Origin of the sequence: Janthinobacterium sp. MP5059B (genome assembly GCF_001758645.1) — a bacterium.
In the GTDB taxonomy this organism is placed as follows: Bacteria; Pseudomonadota; Gammaproteobacteria; order Burkholderiales; family Burkholderiaceae_D; genus Janthinobacterium; species Janthinobacterium lividum.
On the sequence record NZ_LRHX01000004.1, the window covers coordinates 57,621 to 70,354 of the forward strand.

Annotated in this window: 17 protein-coding genes; 11 read left to right on the top strand and 6 right to left on the bottom strand. The window is 62.0% G+C overall.

Going from position 1 to position 12,734, the window contains the following annotated elements:
* Positions 1-105: 105 nt before the first annotated feature.
* A complete protein-coding gene (locus JAB1_RS02595; protein ID WP_092612473.1) occupies positions 106-882 on the top strand; it encodes a Crp/Fnr family transcriptional regulator in 777 nt (258 codons plus the stop codon).
* Between the two features lie 88 nt (positions 883-970).
* Here JAB1_RS02595 and JAB1_RS02600 read toward each other — a convergent pair whose 3' ends face one another.
* Together JAB1_RS02600 and JAB1_RS02605 are read right to left on the bottom strand one after the other, a co-directional pair.
* Positions 971-1,189 carry a glycine zipper 2TM domain-containing protein gene (locus tag JAB1_RS02600; protein ID WP_034758955.1) on the bottom strand — a complete coding sequence of 73 codons (219 nt, stop codon included), beginning with the start codon at positions 1,187-1,189 and terminating at the stop codon, positions 971-973.
* 181 nt (positions 1,190-1,370) lie between these two features.
* Positions 1,371-3,407, bottom strand: coding sequence for an AsmA family protein (locus JAB1_RS02605; protein ID WP_070278580.1), 2,037 nt, complete (start codon positions 3,405-3,407; stop codon positions 1,371-1,373).
* Positions 3,408-3,665: 258 nt separating this feature from the next.
* Here JAB1_RS02605 and JAB1_RS02610 point away from each other — a divergent pair, with 258 nt between their 5' ends.
* The 7 genes from JAB1_RS02610 (at position 3,666) to JAB1_RS02640 (ending at position 8,158) form a co-directional block, all read left to right on the top strand.
* Positions 3,666-4,070 carry a DUF4398 domain-containing protein gene (locus JAB1_RS02610; RefSeq protein WP_051992010.1) on the top strand — a complete coding sequence of 135 codons (405 nt, stop codon included), beginning with the start codon at positions 3,666-3,668 and terminating at the stop codon, positions 4,068-4,070.
* A 32-nt stretch (positions 4,071-4,102) separates the two neighbouring features.
* Positions 4,103-5,002 (top strand): OmpA family protein, encoded by a 900-nt coding sequence (locus tag JAB1_RS02615; protein ID WP_034786341.1) that lies wholly within the window; start codon positions 4,103-4,105, stop codon positions 5,000-5,002.
* A gap of 192 nt (positions 5,003-5,194) precedes the next feature.
* On the top strand, positions 5,195-5,731 hold the full coding sequence (locus JAB1_RS02620) for a ferritin-like domain-containing protein (RefSeq protein WP_034786338.1): 537 nt from the start codon (positions 5,195-5,197) through the stop codon (positions 5,729-5,731).
* A gap of 58 nt (positions 5,732-5,789) precedes the next feature.
* Positions 5,790-6,092, top strand: coding sequence for a DUF883 family protein (locus JAB1_RS02625; protein ID WP_034786336.1), 303 nt, complete (start codon positions 5,790-5,792; stop codon positions 6,090-6,092).
* A gap of 18 nt (positions 6,093-6,110) precedes the next feature.
* Positions 6,111-6,497, top strand: coding sequence for a phage holin family protein (locus tag JAB1_RS02630; protein WP_034758936.1), 387 nt, complete (start codon positions 6,111-6,113; stop codon positions 6,495-6,497).
* A 21-nt stretch (positions 6,498-6,518) separates the two neighbouring features.
* A complete protein-coding gene (locus JAB1_RS02635; protein ID WP_034786335.1) occupies positions 6,519-6,857 on the top strand; it encodes a hypothetical protein in 339 nt (112 codons plus the stop codon).
* A gap of 146 nt (positions 6,858-7,003) precedes the next feature.
* Entirely contained in the window at positions 7,004-8,158 is a 1,155-nt protein-coding gene (locus JAB1_RS02640; protein ID WP_070278582.1) for a patatin-like phospholipase family protein, read from the top strand.
* A 28-nt stretch (positions 8,159-8,186) separates the two neighbouring features.
* On the opposite strand, the gene JAB1_RS02645 is transcribed toward JAB1_RS02640, so the two are convergent.
* From JAB1_RS02645 to JAB1_RS02655, 3 genes are all read right to left on the bottom strand, one after another.
* Positions 8,187-8,489 carry a hypothetical protein gene (locus tag JAB1_RS02645; RefSeq protein WP_071653287.1) on the bottom strand — a complete coding sequence of 101 codons (303 nt, stop codon included), beginning with the start codon at positions 8,487-8,489 and terminating at the stop codon, positions 8,187-8,189.
* Positions 8,490-8,533: 44 nt separating this feature from the next.
* Positions 8,534-8,686, bottom strand: coding sequence for a DUF3309 family protein (locus tag JAB1_RS02650; RefSeq protein WP_010396415.1), 153 nt, complete (start codon positions 8,684-8,686; stop codon positions 8,534-8,536).
* Between the two features lie 67 nt (positions 8,687-8,753).
* A complete protein-coding gene (locus tag JAB1_RS02655) occupies positions 8,754-9,200 on the bottom strand; it encodes a glycine zipper 2TM domain-containing protein (RefSeq protein ID WP_070278587.1) in 447 nt (148 codons plus the stop codon).
* A 266-nt stretch (positions 9,201-9,466) separates the two neighbouring features.
* Here JAB1_RS02655 and JAB1_RS02660 point away from each other — a divergent pair, with 266 nt between their 5' ends.
* The 3 genes from JAB1_RS02660 (at position 9,467) to JAB1_RS02670 (ending at position 11,684) form a co-directional block, all read left to right on the top strand.
* The gene (locus JAB1_RS02660; RefSeq protein WP_034786326.1) at positions 9,467-10,021 is read left to right on the top strand and encodes a hypothetical protein; all 555 of its coding nucleotides are present in this window, start codon (positions 9,467-9,469) and stop codon (positions 10,019-10,021) included.
* A gap of 82 nt (positions 10,022-10,103) precedes the next feature.
* Positions 10,104-10,415 carry a BON domain-containing protein gene (locus JAB1_RS02665; RefSeq protein ID WP_034786324.1) on the top strand — a complete coding sequence of 104 codons (312 nt, stop codon included), beginning with the start codon at positions 10,104-10,106 and terminating at the stop codon, positions 10,413-10,415.
* A gap of 177 nt (positions 10,416-10,592) precedes the next feature.
* Complete coding sequence (locus JAB1_RS02670) at positions 10,593-11,684, top strand: AI-2E family transporter (protein WP_070255094.1); 1,092 nt, start codon at positions 10,593-10,595, stop codon at positions 11,682-11,684.
* Between the two features lie 61 nt (positions 11,685-11,745).
* On the opposite strand, the gene JAB1_RS02675 is transcribed toward JAB1_RS02670, so the two are convergent.
* A complete protein-coding gene (locus tag JAB1_RS02675) occupies positions 11,746-12,693 on the bottom strand; it encodes a YihY/virulence factor BrkB family protein (RefSeq protein WP_070255091.1) in 948 nt (315 codons plus the stop codon).
* Between the last annotated feature and the right edge of the window lie 41 nt (positions 12,694-12,734).

The window sequence follows — 12,734 nt, forward strand, 5'->3', positions numbered from 1 at the left end:
GTGCCGCTTGCTCCGCTTCCGTGCGTCACCGTACATACAGGGCCGGTACTGCACCGTAGGCTAAGTAAAAATTATGTCGAGTTGTAACGACACCAAGGAAAAGCAATGCCACCAACGACTGCCAGCATGACCCTGTCCCGCGATGCAGGCCGATCCGGCCTGGGTTCGCCCGTGGGCGCGCTTGACGCCGGCAACCGCCTGCTGGCCAGCCTGCCCGAGCACGACTTGCGGCACCTGACGGCGCTGTTCGATACCGTCACGGTCGAGGTGGGCGAGGTGCTGTACGAACCGGGCCAGCCTATCGGCCACATCTATTTCCCTGGCGATTGCCTGATCTCGCTGCTGGCCGTGGCGGAAGGCCGGATGACCTTGGAAGTGGGCTCCGTCGGCCGCGAAGGCGTCCTGGGCGCGTCCGTCGCGCTCGGTCATGACCTGGCGCAAGTGCGTGCCGTGGTGCAGCGTTCCGGTACGGCCAGCCGCATCGGGCGGGCCGAGTTCTGCGCCGAGTTCGCCCAGCTCGAGTCCTTGCAGCGTTTGTTGTACCGCTACACGGACACCCTGCTGGCGCAAGCCATCCAGATTGCCGTGTGCAGCCGCTTCCACGTGCTCGAGGCGCGCCTGGCCCGTTCGCTGCTGATCACGCGCGACCGCCTGCAGTCGGAAAAATTTCACCTCACGCATGAATTTCTTGCCCACACCCTGGGCGTGCGGCGGGTCGGCGTGACCAAGGCGGCCAGCGCGCTGCAACAGCAAAAACTCATCACCTACAGCCGCGGCAATATCGAGATCCTCGATTCGGCGGGGCTGGAAGCCGTGTCCTGCCGCTGCTACGAGCTGGTCAAGGATAGCGGCGCCATCGGCATGGCCAACGTCTTCGTCTGATTCTTCCTGCTGGCGTTCATCCTTCTGCCGCAGACGCAAAAAAGCGGGGCGGGCGCCTGGGCACCCACCCCGCTTTCTCGATCAATAATTACTTCGGCTTGACCTGGTTGCCGATCACGCCGCCGACTGCGGCGCCACCGACTGCGCCGACGGCGCTGCCGCCCGTCAGCACGGAGCCGGCAACGGCGCCGACACCAGCGCCGATGGCGGTGTTTTTATCCTGGCCGGACATGTTGGCGCAAGCGGTCAAGCTCAGCAGCAGGGCGGCAACGGAAGTGGTAGCGGCGATTTTTTTAATGATTTGCATGATAGTTCTCCTATGAATTCGGACCTCGTGGCGCCGGCATGGTATGGGCCGGTGAGACTTCGTATCGCCACGTCTTGGGTGTTTCAGGCACGATTACAGAATAGGATTGTGGCAAGGCAGGGTCTGTTCGGCAACGCACATAGGGGTGTAACAATTGTAATCGTGCACGGCTACGTGTGACTTACCGGCTTTTGCGCGGCGCCTTGCCCGGTTTCGGCGCCACCGGCTTCACGCGTGCCTGGGCCAGCAGTGCCGCGCATTCGCTGTCCTCGACGGGGCCGGTATTGACCAGTGGCAGCAGCGCCGCCACGGGCGCCACCACGGCCAGCGCCAGGGCGCCACCGGCGCGCAGGGCCAGCACGCCCTTGTCGACGCTCACGTCGGGCTTGCTGAAGGTGCCGTGCACATACAGGGGCGAGCGCAGCGAAAAGATGCGCAAGCCCTTGCTGTCCGGCCGCAGGGTCAGGTCCAGCCGTTCATCGGCCAGGTTCACCGTGCCGTCGATATTCAGGACGGCGTCATCTGTGTCCACGATGAACTGGCGCGTGCGCATCAATCCCTTGGTGACGGCGAAATCGGCGGCCATGCAGTTCAGCTTGACCTGTTTGTCGCCCGCCAGTTTGGCCAGCACGACGCTGCCGATATTCAAGCCCATTTCTTCCAGCAGCAGCTTGCTGATGCTGCCCCGGTTGATCAGCGCGCGCACTTCGCCGTTCGAGCTGCCCAGCAGGGTGGCGACGGAATTGCCCGTCGCCGACAGCGAGGCGTCGCCATTGATTTCGCCCACGCTCGCTTGCAGGGCCGGCAGGCGGGGAAACAGCTGCTGGATGTGCAGATGGCGGGCGCTGGCCTTGAGCTCGGCCGCGATGCCATTGGCGATGACCTTGCCGCTGCCGTCGAGCTTGATTTGCGACGTCAGGGTGCCGCCCGCCACATTGAAGTTGAGCGGCGTCAAGGACAGCACGCCGTCCGTCAGCACCACATGCGTGTCGAGCTTGCTGATCGGCAATTCGGCATCGCGCGTGATCTTGTCGGCCGTGTAGCGCACGTCGGCGTCCAGGCTGGTCCAGCGCTCCGTCTTGAAGGTTTCCACCGGCAAGACCCGGCCGGCCGGCTGCGTCGACGGCACGCCCCGTTCCTTCTTGCTGGCGCTGGAATCGGCGCCCACCAGCGGACCCAAATCGGAAAATTGCAGCAGGCGCGAGTGGACTTCCCCCGTCAGGCGCTTGCGCGGCGTGCTGGCGGAAAAGGCCAGCTTGCCTTGGACGTCGCTGGAGCCCACCTTGCCGCTGAACTTGTCGTACACCCACTCGCCGCCGCGCGGCGCCAGGGTCGCCGTCAAATGGCCTTCCGTGCTGAAATGCGGCGTTTCCGGCAACAGCACGCCCGTCAATGGATACAGCCGGGCCATGCTGGGTCCGGATAGATTCAGGCGCACGTCCAGCGCGGCCAGGTTGGCCGGGCGCGTCAGGGTGCCTTCGATGGCCACGCTGCTGCCGCCCGCGCGCATGTCGGCCTGGATGGGGAAGGGCGTGCCTTGCTGCTGCAGCGACAGTACGCCGCCGGCCTTGCCGCCACCCTTGATGCTTTCTCCATGGTATTTGCCGGACAAGGTCCAGGCGATGCCGTAGCGTGCATCGTCCGCGATGGTGTCGACATCGGCGCGCATCGCCGTTTTGCTGACGTCATCGTCCAGGTACACGGTGCCCTTGCTGAAGACCACGCTTTGCAATTCCAGCTGCCAAGGCGACGGCTGGTCCTGCTTGTCGAAGGTCCAGTTGTTCTTGCCATCCTTGTTGCGCAGCAAGCGCACCTGCGGCGTGTCGAAGCGCAATTGCGGAATGATGATTTTCTTGTCCAGCAGGGCCAGCGGATTGAGCGAGAACGCCAGCTGGCTGACGCTGGCCAGCTGCGTCTGGCCATCCGTGTCCGTCATGGCGCTCGGGTTGCCCAGGCGCACGTCCTTTGCCTGCAGGTGCGGCCACGGCAGATAGTCGCGCCAGCTTTTTTGCCCGCCAGCCGTTGGCTGCTGCCACGTCAGCGCCAGGTCGCCCTCGATGGCAAACGGCCTTCCCAACGCATCGCTGACGCGCGCATTGAGCCAGGGCTTGGCGCGGTTCCAGTCCATGTTCAGGACGATGATGGAAGCCGTGACGGGCAGGGCGATGAGCACGGCGGTGCTGGCAAGGGCGATTTTCTGACGGCGGGAGAGCGGCATAAGCTGATTCTTTCTGGACAAGTAGTTGCGATGCTACAGGAATCGCTCCAAAGCCGGGCCTGTTTCAGGTTTTGCTGGCGGGCACGTGCGCTGGCGCACGTTGCCCATGCAAGTATTGTCGATTTCTTACCCTATGTGCGGCACCGAACGGATATGCGGGGAGCCGGAGCCTATAACGTCATACATCAAACGCAGTTCCTGATTCCAGATGCACCGACGTATGAACCCTATTGCTTAACATTCTCCAGGAGAAGAAAAATGACAAACCGAGATTTCAAGATGTCCCCATTGGCCGCCTTGGCCGCCTGCGCCACCGCTGTCGTCCTGATGACTGGCTGCTCCAGCCTGAAAACGCCGGCCACGGCCGATGTTGCCGTGTCGCGCGCCGCCGTCGATAACGCTGCCAGCGCTGGCGCCGCCGACCTGGCGCCTGATGAAATGCGTTCGGCCCGCGAAAAAATGCGCATGGCTAACCAGGCCTTGAAAGACCGCGACTACAAGACGGCGCGCGATCTGGCGGACCAGGCGCAAGCCGATGCCAAGCTGGCGCAAAGCAAGGCCAATTCGGCCAAGGCCACCAGCGCCGCTGATGAAATCAACGAGAACATCCGCGTCATGCGCGAAGAACTCGACCGTGCCAATCAGCAAGCCCCAAAACAATAAGCAACAACAATAACTAATAACAGGACCCCATCATGAAAAAAGCTACCTACACTACCATTCCCGGCCTGCTGGCCATGGCCGCTCTGGTTGCCGCCTGCAGCTCCGCACCGACCACCACCAGCCTGCTCGACCAGACCCGCGGCGACTACATGGCGGCGCAATCGAACCCGATCGTGTCGACCTATGCGCCACGCGAATTCCGCGAAGCGAGCGCTGCGCTGGAAGCGGCAAACGCGGCCGCCACGCGCCAGGAAGATAGCGAAAAAGTCGACAAGCTGGCCTACCTGGCCAAGCAAAAGATAGCCACGGCGCAAGAAGTCGCCAAGCAGAAGGCCGCGGAAGCCGATATCGCCAACGCCGGCAAGCAGCGCGACCAGTTGCGCCTCGATGCGCGCACGCAGCAGGCTGACCAGGCCACGGCCCGCGCCCAGTCGGCGCAGGCGGATGCGGAAGCGGCCAAGGCCCAGGCGCAAGCGGCCGAAGCGTCGGCCCGCGATGCGCAAGCGCGCGCCGCCGGACTCGAAGCGCAGCTGGCCGACCTGGCTGCCAAGAAAACGGAACGCGGCATGGTGATCACCCTGGGTGACGTGCTGTTCGGTACGGACAAGGCGAACCTGACGGCCGATGGCGCAAATACGGCGCGCAAGCTGGCCGATGTGCTGAAAAACAACCCGCAGCGCACCGTGCTGATTGAAGGCTTTACGGATAGCACGGGCGGCTCCGCGCACAACCTGGAATTGTCGCAACGCCGCGCGGAATCCGTGCGCAATGCGCTGCTGGAGCAAGGCATCAGCCGTGACCGCATCGCCACGAAAGGCTATGGCGCCGCCTATCCGGCCGCCGGCAACGACACGGCGTCGAACCGCCAGCTGAATCGCCGGGTGGAAATCGTCTTGTCGGAAGATAACACCGCGATTCCCGCCCGCCGCTAAAACACCAGGCCAAACCTGCTGCGCGTCGCGACTTGCGGCCTCCGATGCTCACTGTGCTCTAGCACAGCTCCGCTTCTCGGCCACAATTCACTGCCGCTCGCTACGGTTTTGCCTAGTGTTTGATTTGTTAGTAGGCAGCACCGGCCGAAGCTTGGCCGGTGGATACCCATGCAAGACTTGAAAGGAAACATCATGACCCAAACATCTGTTGAGATTCCAGCTGGCATCGATACGGCAGCCATCCGCGCTGCCGCCAAAAACCTGGACGATGGCGCCGTGACGGCTGGCTACCAGGCCGACCGCCAGGAGTTGATTACCCTGTTGAATGGGGCGCTGGCCACCGAACTGGTGTGTATTGCGCGCTACAAGCGCCATTACTACACGGTGAGCGGACGCGACAACGGCACCATCAAGGCCGAGTTCCTTGAGCATGCGCAGCAGGAACAGGAGCACGCCGACTGGCTGGCTGAACGCATCGTGCAATTGAATGGCAAGCCAGATTTTAACCCTGCAACATTGCTTGCGCGTAGCCATGCCGAGTATGATGACTCCGAAGACGTGCAGAGCATGGTGCGTGCCAATCTGATCGCGGAACGGGTAGCGATCGAGTCGTATCGCCAGATGATCGTAAAAATCGGCGACAAAGACCCGACCACACGCCATTTGTTGATCAAGATCATGGCTGTCGAGGAAGAGCACGCCGATGATATGCGCGATCTAATGGAATAGTGTTTTTGAGTAAAGTAGGTATAGTAACTACATTCATCCACAGCTAAGGAGCTAAACCATGTTGGAAAACAATATCACCACCGTCAATAACGATGTCAAAACCTTGGTCAAGGATGCGCAAGCCCTGTTCAGCGCCGCTGCCGCCCTGACCGGCGAAAAAGCCGATGAAGTGCGCGTCAAGGGCATGAAAACCCTGGATGCCGCCCTGGCCAAGGCGCATGAAGCGCAAGCGTCGGCCATCGTTGCCACCAAGCAGCTCGCCTCCCAGGCTGACGGCTATGTCAAGGAAAACCCATGGCGCACGGTGGCCGTCGCCGCTGGCGTCGGCGTACTGGTCGGCTTCATCCTGGGCCGCAAGTAATCCACTGTCAGGAGCGATATGGACAAGTCTGCTTCGTCTCACCAGGGGCCGGGATTGATCGGCTCGGTCGCCGGCCTGGCCAAAAACGCCGTCGGACTGATGTTGTCGCGGCTGGAACTGGCCACCATCGAACTGTCGGAAGTGCGCAATCACATGCTGCAGCTGATTGTCATTTTCGCGCTGGCGACCGTGGCGGGCTTGTTTGCCATCGCTTACGGCAGCGTGCTGATCGTCTTTTTGGCCTGGGATAGCCTGGGCTGGAAGATCCTGGCGATCATGACGGTCGTGTTCGTACTGCTGGCCATCGCCCTGGTCATGTATGCGCGCGCCATGCTGCGTCAAGGAAAGCTGTCCATGCCGGCCACCATGGCGGAATTGAAGGCTGACCGCGACATGCTGATGTAAGCTGCATTACGAGGAGAATTCATGTCGGACAACGACAAACTGGCGGCGCAAGCCGCCCGCAAGCGCCTGCTGATCGCCCAGGGCGAAATGTACCGCGTGGGCATCGTGCATGCGCGCGCCAACGTGGGCTATGCGCTGCGCCCGGAATCGATGCTGCAGGGCGTGGTCGAAACGGCGGTCGGCTTTGCCGGCCACCGCGTCGAATCCCTGCTGGCGCCGGGCGGCATGCGTTTGCAAGGCGCCATGCCCTATGTGCTGACGGCGCTATCGTTTATCGGACGCAAGAAGCTGGTCAAGCCGGCCCTGGTCCTCGTGGCCGTGGCCGCCGTCGCCGCCAGCTGGCTGCGCCGCAAGCGCTGAACGCCAGCCGTGTTGCACAGGAACGCCGTCATTGACGGCGTTTTTTTTGCCCGTACCCAACGTCCGGCACGTGCAGGCGCAAGCGCGTGCACAATCCCTTACAATGATTCACGCCGCATCCGCGCGGCGGACAGAGGGCCATCTCGATGACGAATTCAAAGACACCGATCAATCAGTTAAATCCCTCGCGCCTGCGCATCGTGCTGGTGCTGCAAGGCGGCGGCGCACTGGGCGCCTACCAGGCCGGCGTCTACCACGCGCTGCACGAACATGGCCTGGCGCCCGACTGGGTAGTGGGCACCTCGATCGGCGCCATCAATGCCGCCATTCTGGCGGGTAACAAGCACGAAGACCGGCTCGTGCGTCTGAAGGAGTTCTGGCAGCGCGTGGCGCACCGCGACAGCATCGACATGAACCTGGTATCGGACCAGCAGCGCCGCTCGAACATCTGGCTGGCCACGCTCGATACGCTGCTGCGTGGCGTGCCTGGCTTCTTCAAGCCGCGCGCCTTCAGCCTGTTTCCCGCCGGAATCGCCGTCAAGCCGGAAGATGCCAGTTTTTATGACACCAGCGAGCTGTCCAGCACCCTCGAGGAACTGGTCGATTTCGATTACCTGAACCAGCCCGGCGGCATGCGCCTGACCGTCAACGCCCTGCGCGTCAAATGCGGCAGTCTCACCAGTTTCGACAGCCAGCAGCAGCCCCTGACGGCGGACCATATCCGCGCCAGCGGCGCCTTGCCGCCCGGTTTTGCCGGCGTGCGCGTCGATGGCGATTTATATTGGGACGGCGGCCTGTACTCGAACACTCCGCTGGAAACCGTGCTTGACGATACGCCCCACGTCGACACCCTGGTCTTCATGGTCGACCTGTGGAGCTCGGAAGGACCGGAACCGACCACCCTCGACGAAGTGCAGACGCGGCAAAAGGATGTGACCTTCGCGTCGCGCTCGAAGCGGCATATCGCCGATTACGTCAATACGCATACCTTGCAGCGCAAATTGCGCGAACTGTACGCCGGCCTGCCCGACACAAAGCACAACCGCCAGCAGACGGAAGAGCTGGTGGCGCTCGGTTGCGACAGCACCATGCACATCGTGCGTCTGCCGTATGCGGGGCGCGACTGGCACATGGCGGCCAAGGATATCAATTTTTCCCGGGGCTCCATCGAGTGGCGCTGGGAGCAGGGCTACCAGGATGGCTTGCGCGCGATCAAGGCGGCCGGCTGGCTGGCCTTTGTCACGGAAGATACGCCACTCGTGGTGCACGAACTGCCGCCCTACGAGCGCGACGCCGCCTGATCAGGCCGAGTCGCAAGAGTACGCTTCACTACTGCGGATGGGCCGCTTCGCGCAGTTTTTCCGCGTTGGCCATGTCTTGCCGATACGTGTCCTGCGCATCCTTCAGGCAGGTGGCGCGCGCGGCGGATGGTTCCGAACGGCAGGTTTTTTTGGCCTCGGCCAGGGCGGCGGCGATTTCCTTGCGCAGGGTGCGCAGCTGGGCTTGCGCCGTGCTGTCTTCCTGGTACCAGCGTTGCGGGTCGCCCGGCTGCGGCGTGGCCGTCTGGGCCAGTGCCAGTGGCGCCAGGCTGCAGGCGAACAGGGTGGCCAAGAGTGTGTTGTGAATAGTCATGATAGTTCCTCCTTGAAATAAAAAAGGCGCCGCAGCGCCTTTTTTTACAACCTGCCCGTCAGTAATAGCAGGATCAGTATCACTACGACCAGGCCGGCGATGCCGCTGGGACCGTAACCCCAGTTGCGGCTATGCGGCCAGGTAGGCAGGACGCCGACCAGGGCCAGGATCAAGATGATCAGAATGATGGTGCCCATGGCAACTCCTTGTTATCGTACGACTCATGCGGGATGGCGGCTGCCTGTTGGCAAGCTCCGCCGAAAATTAATAGCGGTAGACGCGGCCGTCAACGACGCGCACGCGGTTGCCCGGGCGCAGATCATTCGCGTTGTCCTGCACCACGGTGCGGTATTCGCCGTTGTCGAGACGTACGCTGATCTGGTAGGCCTGCGCTTGCTGCCTGCGGCCTTCCACCTGGTTGCCCACGACGCCGCCGGCGACGGCGCCCGCCACGGTGGCGGCCGTGCGTCCGCCGCCCGAGCCGATGGTATTGCCCAGCAGTGCGCCGGCGATGCCGCCGACCACGGCGCCCGCGCCGCTGGTTTGTCCGCCGCCCTGCACGATCTGGATGGAGTCGACGGTGCCGTACATGGCGGATTCAGGCTGGTTGGCCGGGTAATATTGTTGTGACTGGGAAGGACCGGTGGCGCAACCGCTCAGTACGGCGGTGGCGGCGAGCATCAGTGCAGCCAAGGTGGCGTTGGTTTTCATTTTATTCTCCTGACGAGGTGAGGGTGTAGTGCCATCTTAGTCATGCCCCTGTTTCCGGTCTGTACGCTGCCGCACGTACTTATTTGGTGCCGAAAATGGTATTTTTTACCGGGACGATCCAGCAAAACGTTGTTATTTATCCCTGTCTGCCTTCCGCTTTCAAAATAAATTACTTGTGTACGGCAGCGTACAGAAGAGAGGCGGCGATCCACGTAAAACGGTAGTCATGCCAAGCAGACATGCTTGTCACTACCAGGGAGAAATACATGAACAAGAATAAGCTTTTCACCGCCATCGTTGTCAGCCTGGCGTGCGCCGCCTGGGGCGGCCAGGCCGTGGCTGCCACGCCGGAAGCAAAAGCAGCCTACAAGGCGGCCAATGAACAGGCGGGCCTGAATTACAAGCTGGCCCATGCCGAATGCGAAAAAATCACGGGCAACCCGAAGGATGTCTGCATCGCCGAAGCAAAGGCCGTGCGCACCTACGATGAAGCTGTGGCCCAGGCGCAATACACGAATACCCTGCGCGCCTACACCAAGGCGCGCATCAAGATTGCCGATGCCAATTACGACGTCGACCTGACGCGCTGCAATGCGCTGACGGGCAACGACAAGGATGTCTGCGTCAAGCTGGCCAAGTCCACCAAGGTGGCGGCCCTGGCCGATGCCAAGGCAGACAAGAAAGTCATCGAAGCGCGCAGCGATGCGCGTGAAGCAAAAAGAAAAGCCGAGTACAAGGTCGCGACAGAAAAATGCGATGCATTAGCCGGCGCAGCCAAGGATGACTGTATCAAGGCTGCAAAAACCCAGTTCGGTTACTGAGCTCCCTCCGGCGCGCAGTCACCAAACTGGTATAAGAAGCTCATTGTGAGCACATTGATTGACCACTCCTAAGGAAAAAACCATGAAATTCACCAAATCTATCGCTACTGGCCTTTTCGTCGCTTCCCTGTTCGCTGTTGCAGGTTGCGCTTCGACCCCAACCAAGGAAGGCACGGGCGAGTACATCGACGACGCGGCCATCACCACCAAAGTGAAAGCCAGCATCTTTAACGAGCCTACCCTGAAATCGACGGAAATCAACGTTGAAACCTTCAAGGGCGTGGTTCAGCTGAGCGGCTTCGTGGCCCAGCCAGCCGATGCCGCCAAAGCGGGTGAAATCACCCGTGGCGTCAAGGGCGTGAAGTCCGTGAAAAACGACATCCGCGTCAAGTAATGGCCTGACCTGCCGCAGCGGCCAGCCCCAGGGTTGGCCCTGCGGCCCTCCACCGACCGTCGCGGGAATCGCATGCATATCCAGCCTACAGATACCCCGCCCGAGCCGGTGGCGGCTGCCTCCACCGAGCCTGCCGGGCCACCTCCCGGCGCGCCCGCGGAGCAGCCAGACTCATCCTTGCGTTTACCGCTGCATGTCAATGCGCGTGGCATGGCGCTGGGCATCATCGCCACCGTCAGCTTCATTTATGCGCTGCAGTGGGCACAGAAATTCCTCATTCCCGTCATCTTCGGCATTTTCATCGCCTACACCCTCAATCCCGTCGTCGCCTGGCTGGAAAAGCTGCGCCTGCCGCGCGCCATCGGCGCCACGGCCGTGACGGCCCTGATCCTGTTCGGCTCCATCGTCGTGGTCGAGCGCGTGCAGGGCGAATTCGAATCCATCGTTGAAGAATTGCCGGCCGCCACGCATAAATTGTCGCGCCTGATCGCCGCCAGTACGGGCGGCAAGAACAGCACCTTCCAGAAGATGCAGGCCGTGGCCAATGAAATCGAGCAAGTGGCTGCCGGCGCCGAAGCGCGCCGCAACAACCGCCGCGCGGCCGCCGCCGAGGCGCCCAACTTCAAGATCATGGACTGGGTCTGGGCCGGCTCGCTGGGTCTGGTGGGCTTCCTCAGCCAGGCCACCATGGTCATCTTCCTCGTGTTTTTCCTGCTGTTGTCGGGCGATACCTTCAAGCGCAAGCTCGTCAAGCTGACGGGGCCGTCGCTGAGCCGCAAGAAGGTCACCGTGCACATCCTGGAAGACATCAATACGTCGATCCAGAACTATATGTTCATGCTGCTCGTCACGAATGGCTTGCTGGCGGTCCTGATGTGGATCGCCCTGCGCGTGATCGGCCTGGAAAACGCGGGCGCCTGGGCCATCGTGGCCGGCTTGCTGCACATCATGCCGTATTTCGGCCCCTTGCTCATCACCATCGCCACGGGCCTCGTTGCCTTCCTGCAGTTCGAATCGCTGGAAATGGTCTTGCTGGTGACGGGCACGTCGATGGCCATCGCCACCCTGGTGGGCACCTTTGTCACCACCTGGATGACGGGACGCATCGCCCGGATGAATCCCACGGCCGTGTTCATCAGCCTGCTGTTCTGGGGCTGGCTGTGGGGCGTATGGGGCTTGCTGCTGGGCGTGCCCATCATCGTCATCGTGAAGGTCGTGGCCGAGCGCGTGCAGGGCATGGAAGTGGTGGCCGAGCTGCTGGGCGAATAGCGTGCGGCAACGTAAAGAAAACGGCGCCCGCGGGCGCCGTTGTTGCATGCAGACTTATCGCTTACGACTGGTGGCGTTTCAGTATCTTGACTTGCACATCGCCATCGTCCGTCTTCGGCATATCCTTCATGCTGCCCAGCTGCAGGGCGAACTGGCGCGTGAATTCGGCGCCCAGGAAGAAGATTTGCGCTGAATAATATACCCACAGCAGCAGGGCCACGAGCGAACCGGCCGCGCCATAGCTGCTGGCCACGCCGCTATTGCCGATATATACGCCAATGGCGTATTTCCCCAGTGAAAACATGAAGGCCGTGCCGATGGCGCCGATCAGCACGTCACGCCAGGACAGGCGCACGCGCGGCAGCATTTTATAGATGACGGCAAACAGGCTGGCGATCACGGCAAAGCCGATCAGGTTCGACAGGATGGTAAACAGCACGGCCGTGTCCTTCCACACGCCTTCCCAGAAGTTGGCGAGGATGGCCATGGCCGCGTTGACCACCAGCGACACCATCAGCAGGAAGGCCAGCACCAGCACCAGGCCGAAGGACAGCAAGCGCGTGCGCAGCATGTCCCAGGCGCCCGCTTCCTTCAAGGGCGGTACTTGCCAGATTTCATCGAGGCTGGCTTTCAGTTCGGCAAACACGCTGGTGGCGCCGAACAGCAGCAGGGCGCTGGCGATGAGGGTGGCGATGCGTCCCTGCTCATGGTTCTTCGCGCCGGCCAGCACCAGCTGGATGGCTTCGGCGCCCTGCGTGCCCAGCAATCCCTGCAGTTGTCCCATCAGTTCGCCGCGCGCGGCGGCCGGGCCATAAAAAAAGCCGGCGATGGCAATCACCAGCACGAGGATGGGGGCGATGGAAAACAGGGTGTAATAGGCGAGGGCCGCGCCCTTGCTCGAGGCGCGGTGTTCCAGCCATTCGGTGACGGAACAGACGATGACACTGCGCATCTGCTTGCTGAACGGCGCCAGGCCGGCCAGTCTGGGATAGCGGGTAGAAATATTCATGGTGGCTTTCAATGCAAAAAAGGGGCGCGAGCCCCTTTTTT

What these genes read in the sequence shown, in the direction of transcription:
- JAB1_RS02595 (WP_092612473.1), top strand. Translation starts at nt 106, where the DNA reads ATGCCACCAACGACTGCCAGCATGACCCTGTCCCGCGATGCAGGCCGA.
- JAB1_RS02600 (WP_034758955.1), bottom strand. Translation starts at nt 1,189, where the DNA reads ATGCAAATCATTAAAAAAATCGCCGCTACCACTTCCGTTGCCGCCCTG.
- JAB1_RS02605 (WP_070278580.1), bottom strand. Translation starts at nt 3,407, where the DNA reads ATGCCGCTCTCCCGCCGTCAGAAAATCGCCCTTGCCAGCACCGCCGTG.
- JAB1_RS02610 (WP_051992010.1), top strand. Translation starts at nt 3,666, where the DNA reads ATGACAAACCGAGATTTCAAGATGTCCCCATTGGCCGCCTTGGCCGCC.
- JAB1_RS02615 (WP_034786341.1), top strand. Translation starts at nt 4,103, where the DNA reads ATGAAAAAAGCTACCTACACTACCATTCCCGGCCTGCTGGCCATGGCC.
- JAB1_RS02620 (WP_034786338.1), top strand. Translation starts at nt 5,195, where the DNA reads ATGACCCAAACATCTGTTGAGATTCCAGCTGGCATCGATACGGCAGCC.
- JAB1_RS02625 (WP_034786336.1), top strand. Translation starts at nt 5,790, where the DNA reads ATGTTGGAAAACAATATCACCACCGTCAATAACGATGTCAAAACCTTG.
- JAB1_RS02630 (WP_034758936.1), top strand. Translation starts at nt 6,111, where the DNA reads ATGGACAAGTCTGCTTCGTCTCACCAGGGGCCGGGATTGATCGGCTCG.
- JAB1_RS02635 (WP_034786335.1), top strand. Translation starts at nt 6,519, where the DNA reads ATGTCGGACAACGACAAACTGGCGGCGCAAGCCGCCCGCAAGCGCCTG.
- JAB1_RS02640 (WP_070278582.1), top strand. Translation starts at nt 7,004, where the DNA reads ATGACGAATTCAAAGACACCGATCAATCAGTTAAATCCCTCGCGCCTG.
- JAB1_RS02645 (WP_071653287.1), bottom strand. Translation starts at nt 8,489, where the DNA reads ATGACTATTCACAACACACTCTTGGCCACCCTGTTCGCCTGCAGCCTG.
- JAB1_RS02650 (WP_010396415.1), bottom strand. Translation starts at nt 8,686, where the DNA reads ATGGGCACCATCATTCTGATCATCTTGATCCTGGCCCTGGTCGGCGTC.
- JAB1_RS02655 (WP_070278587.1), bottom strand. Translation starts at nt 9,200, where the DNA reads ATGAAAACCAACGCCACCTTGGCTGCACTGATGCTCGCCGCCACCGCC.
- JAB1_RS02660 (WP_034786326.1), top strand. Translation starts at nt 9,467, where the DNA reads ATGAACAAGAATAAGCTTTTCACCGCCATCGTTGTCAGCCTGGCGTGC.
- JAB1_RS02665 (WP_034786324.1), top strand. Translation starts at nt 10,104, where the DNA reads ATGAAATTCACCAAATCTATCGCTACTGGCCTTTTCGTCGCTTCCCTG.
- JAB1_RS02675 (WP_070255091.1), bottom strand. Translation starts at nt 12,693, where the DNA reads ATGAATATTTCTACCCGCTATCCCAGACTGGCCGGCCTGGCGCCGTTC.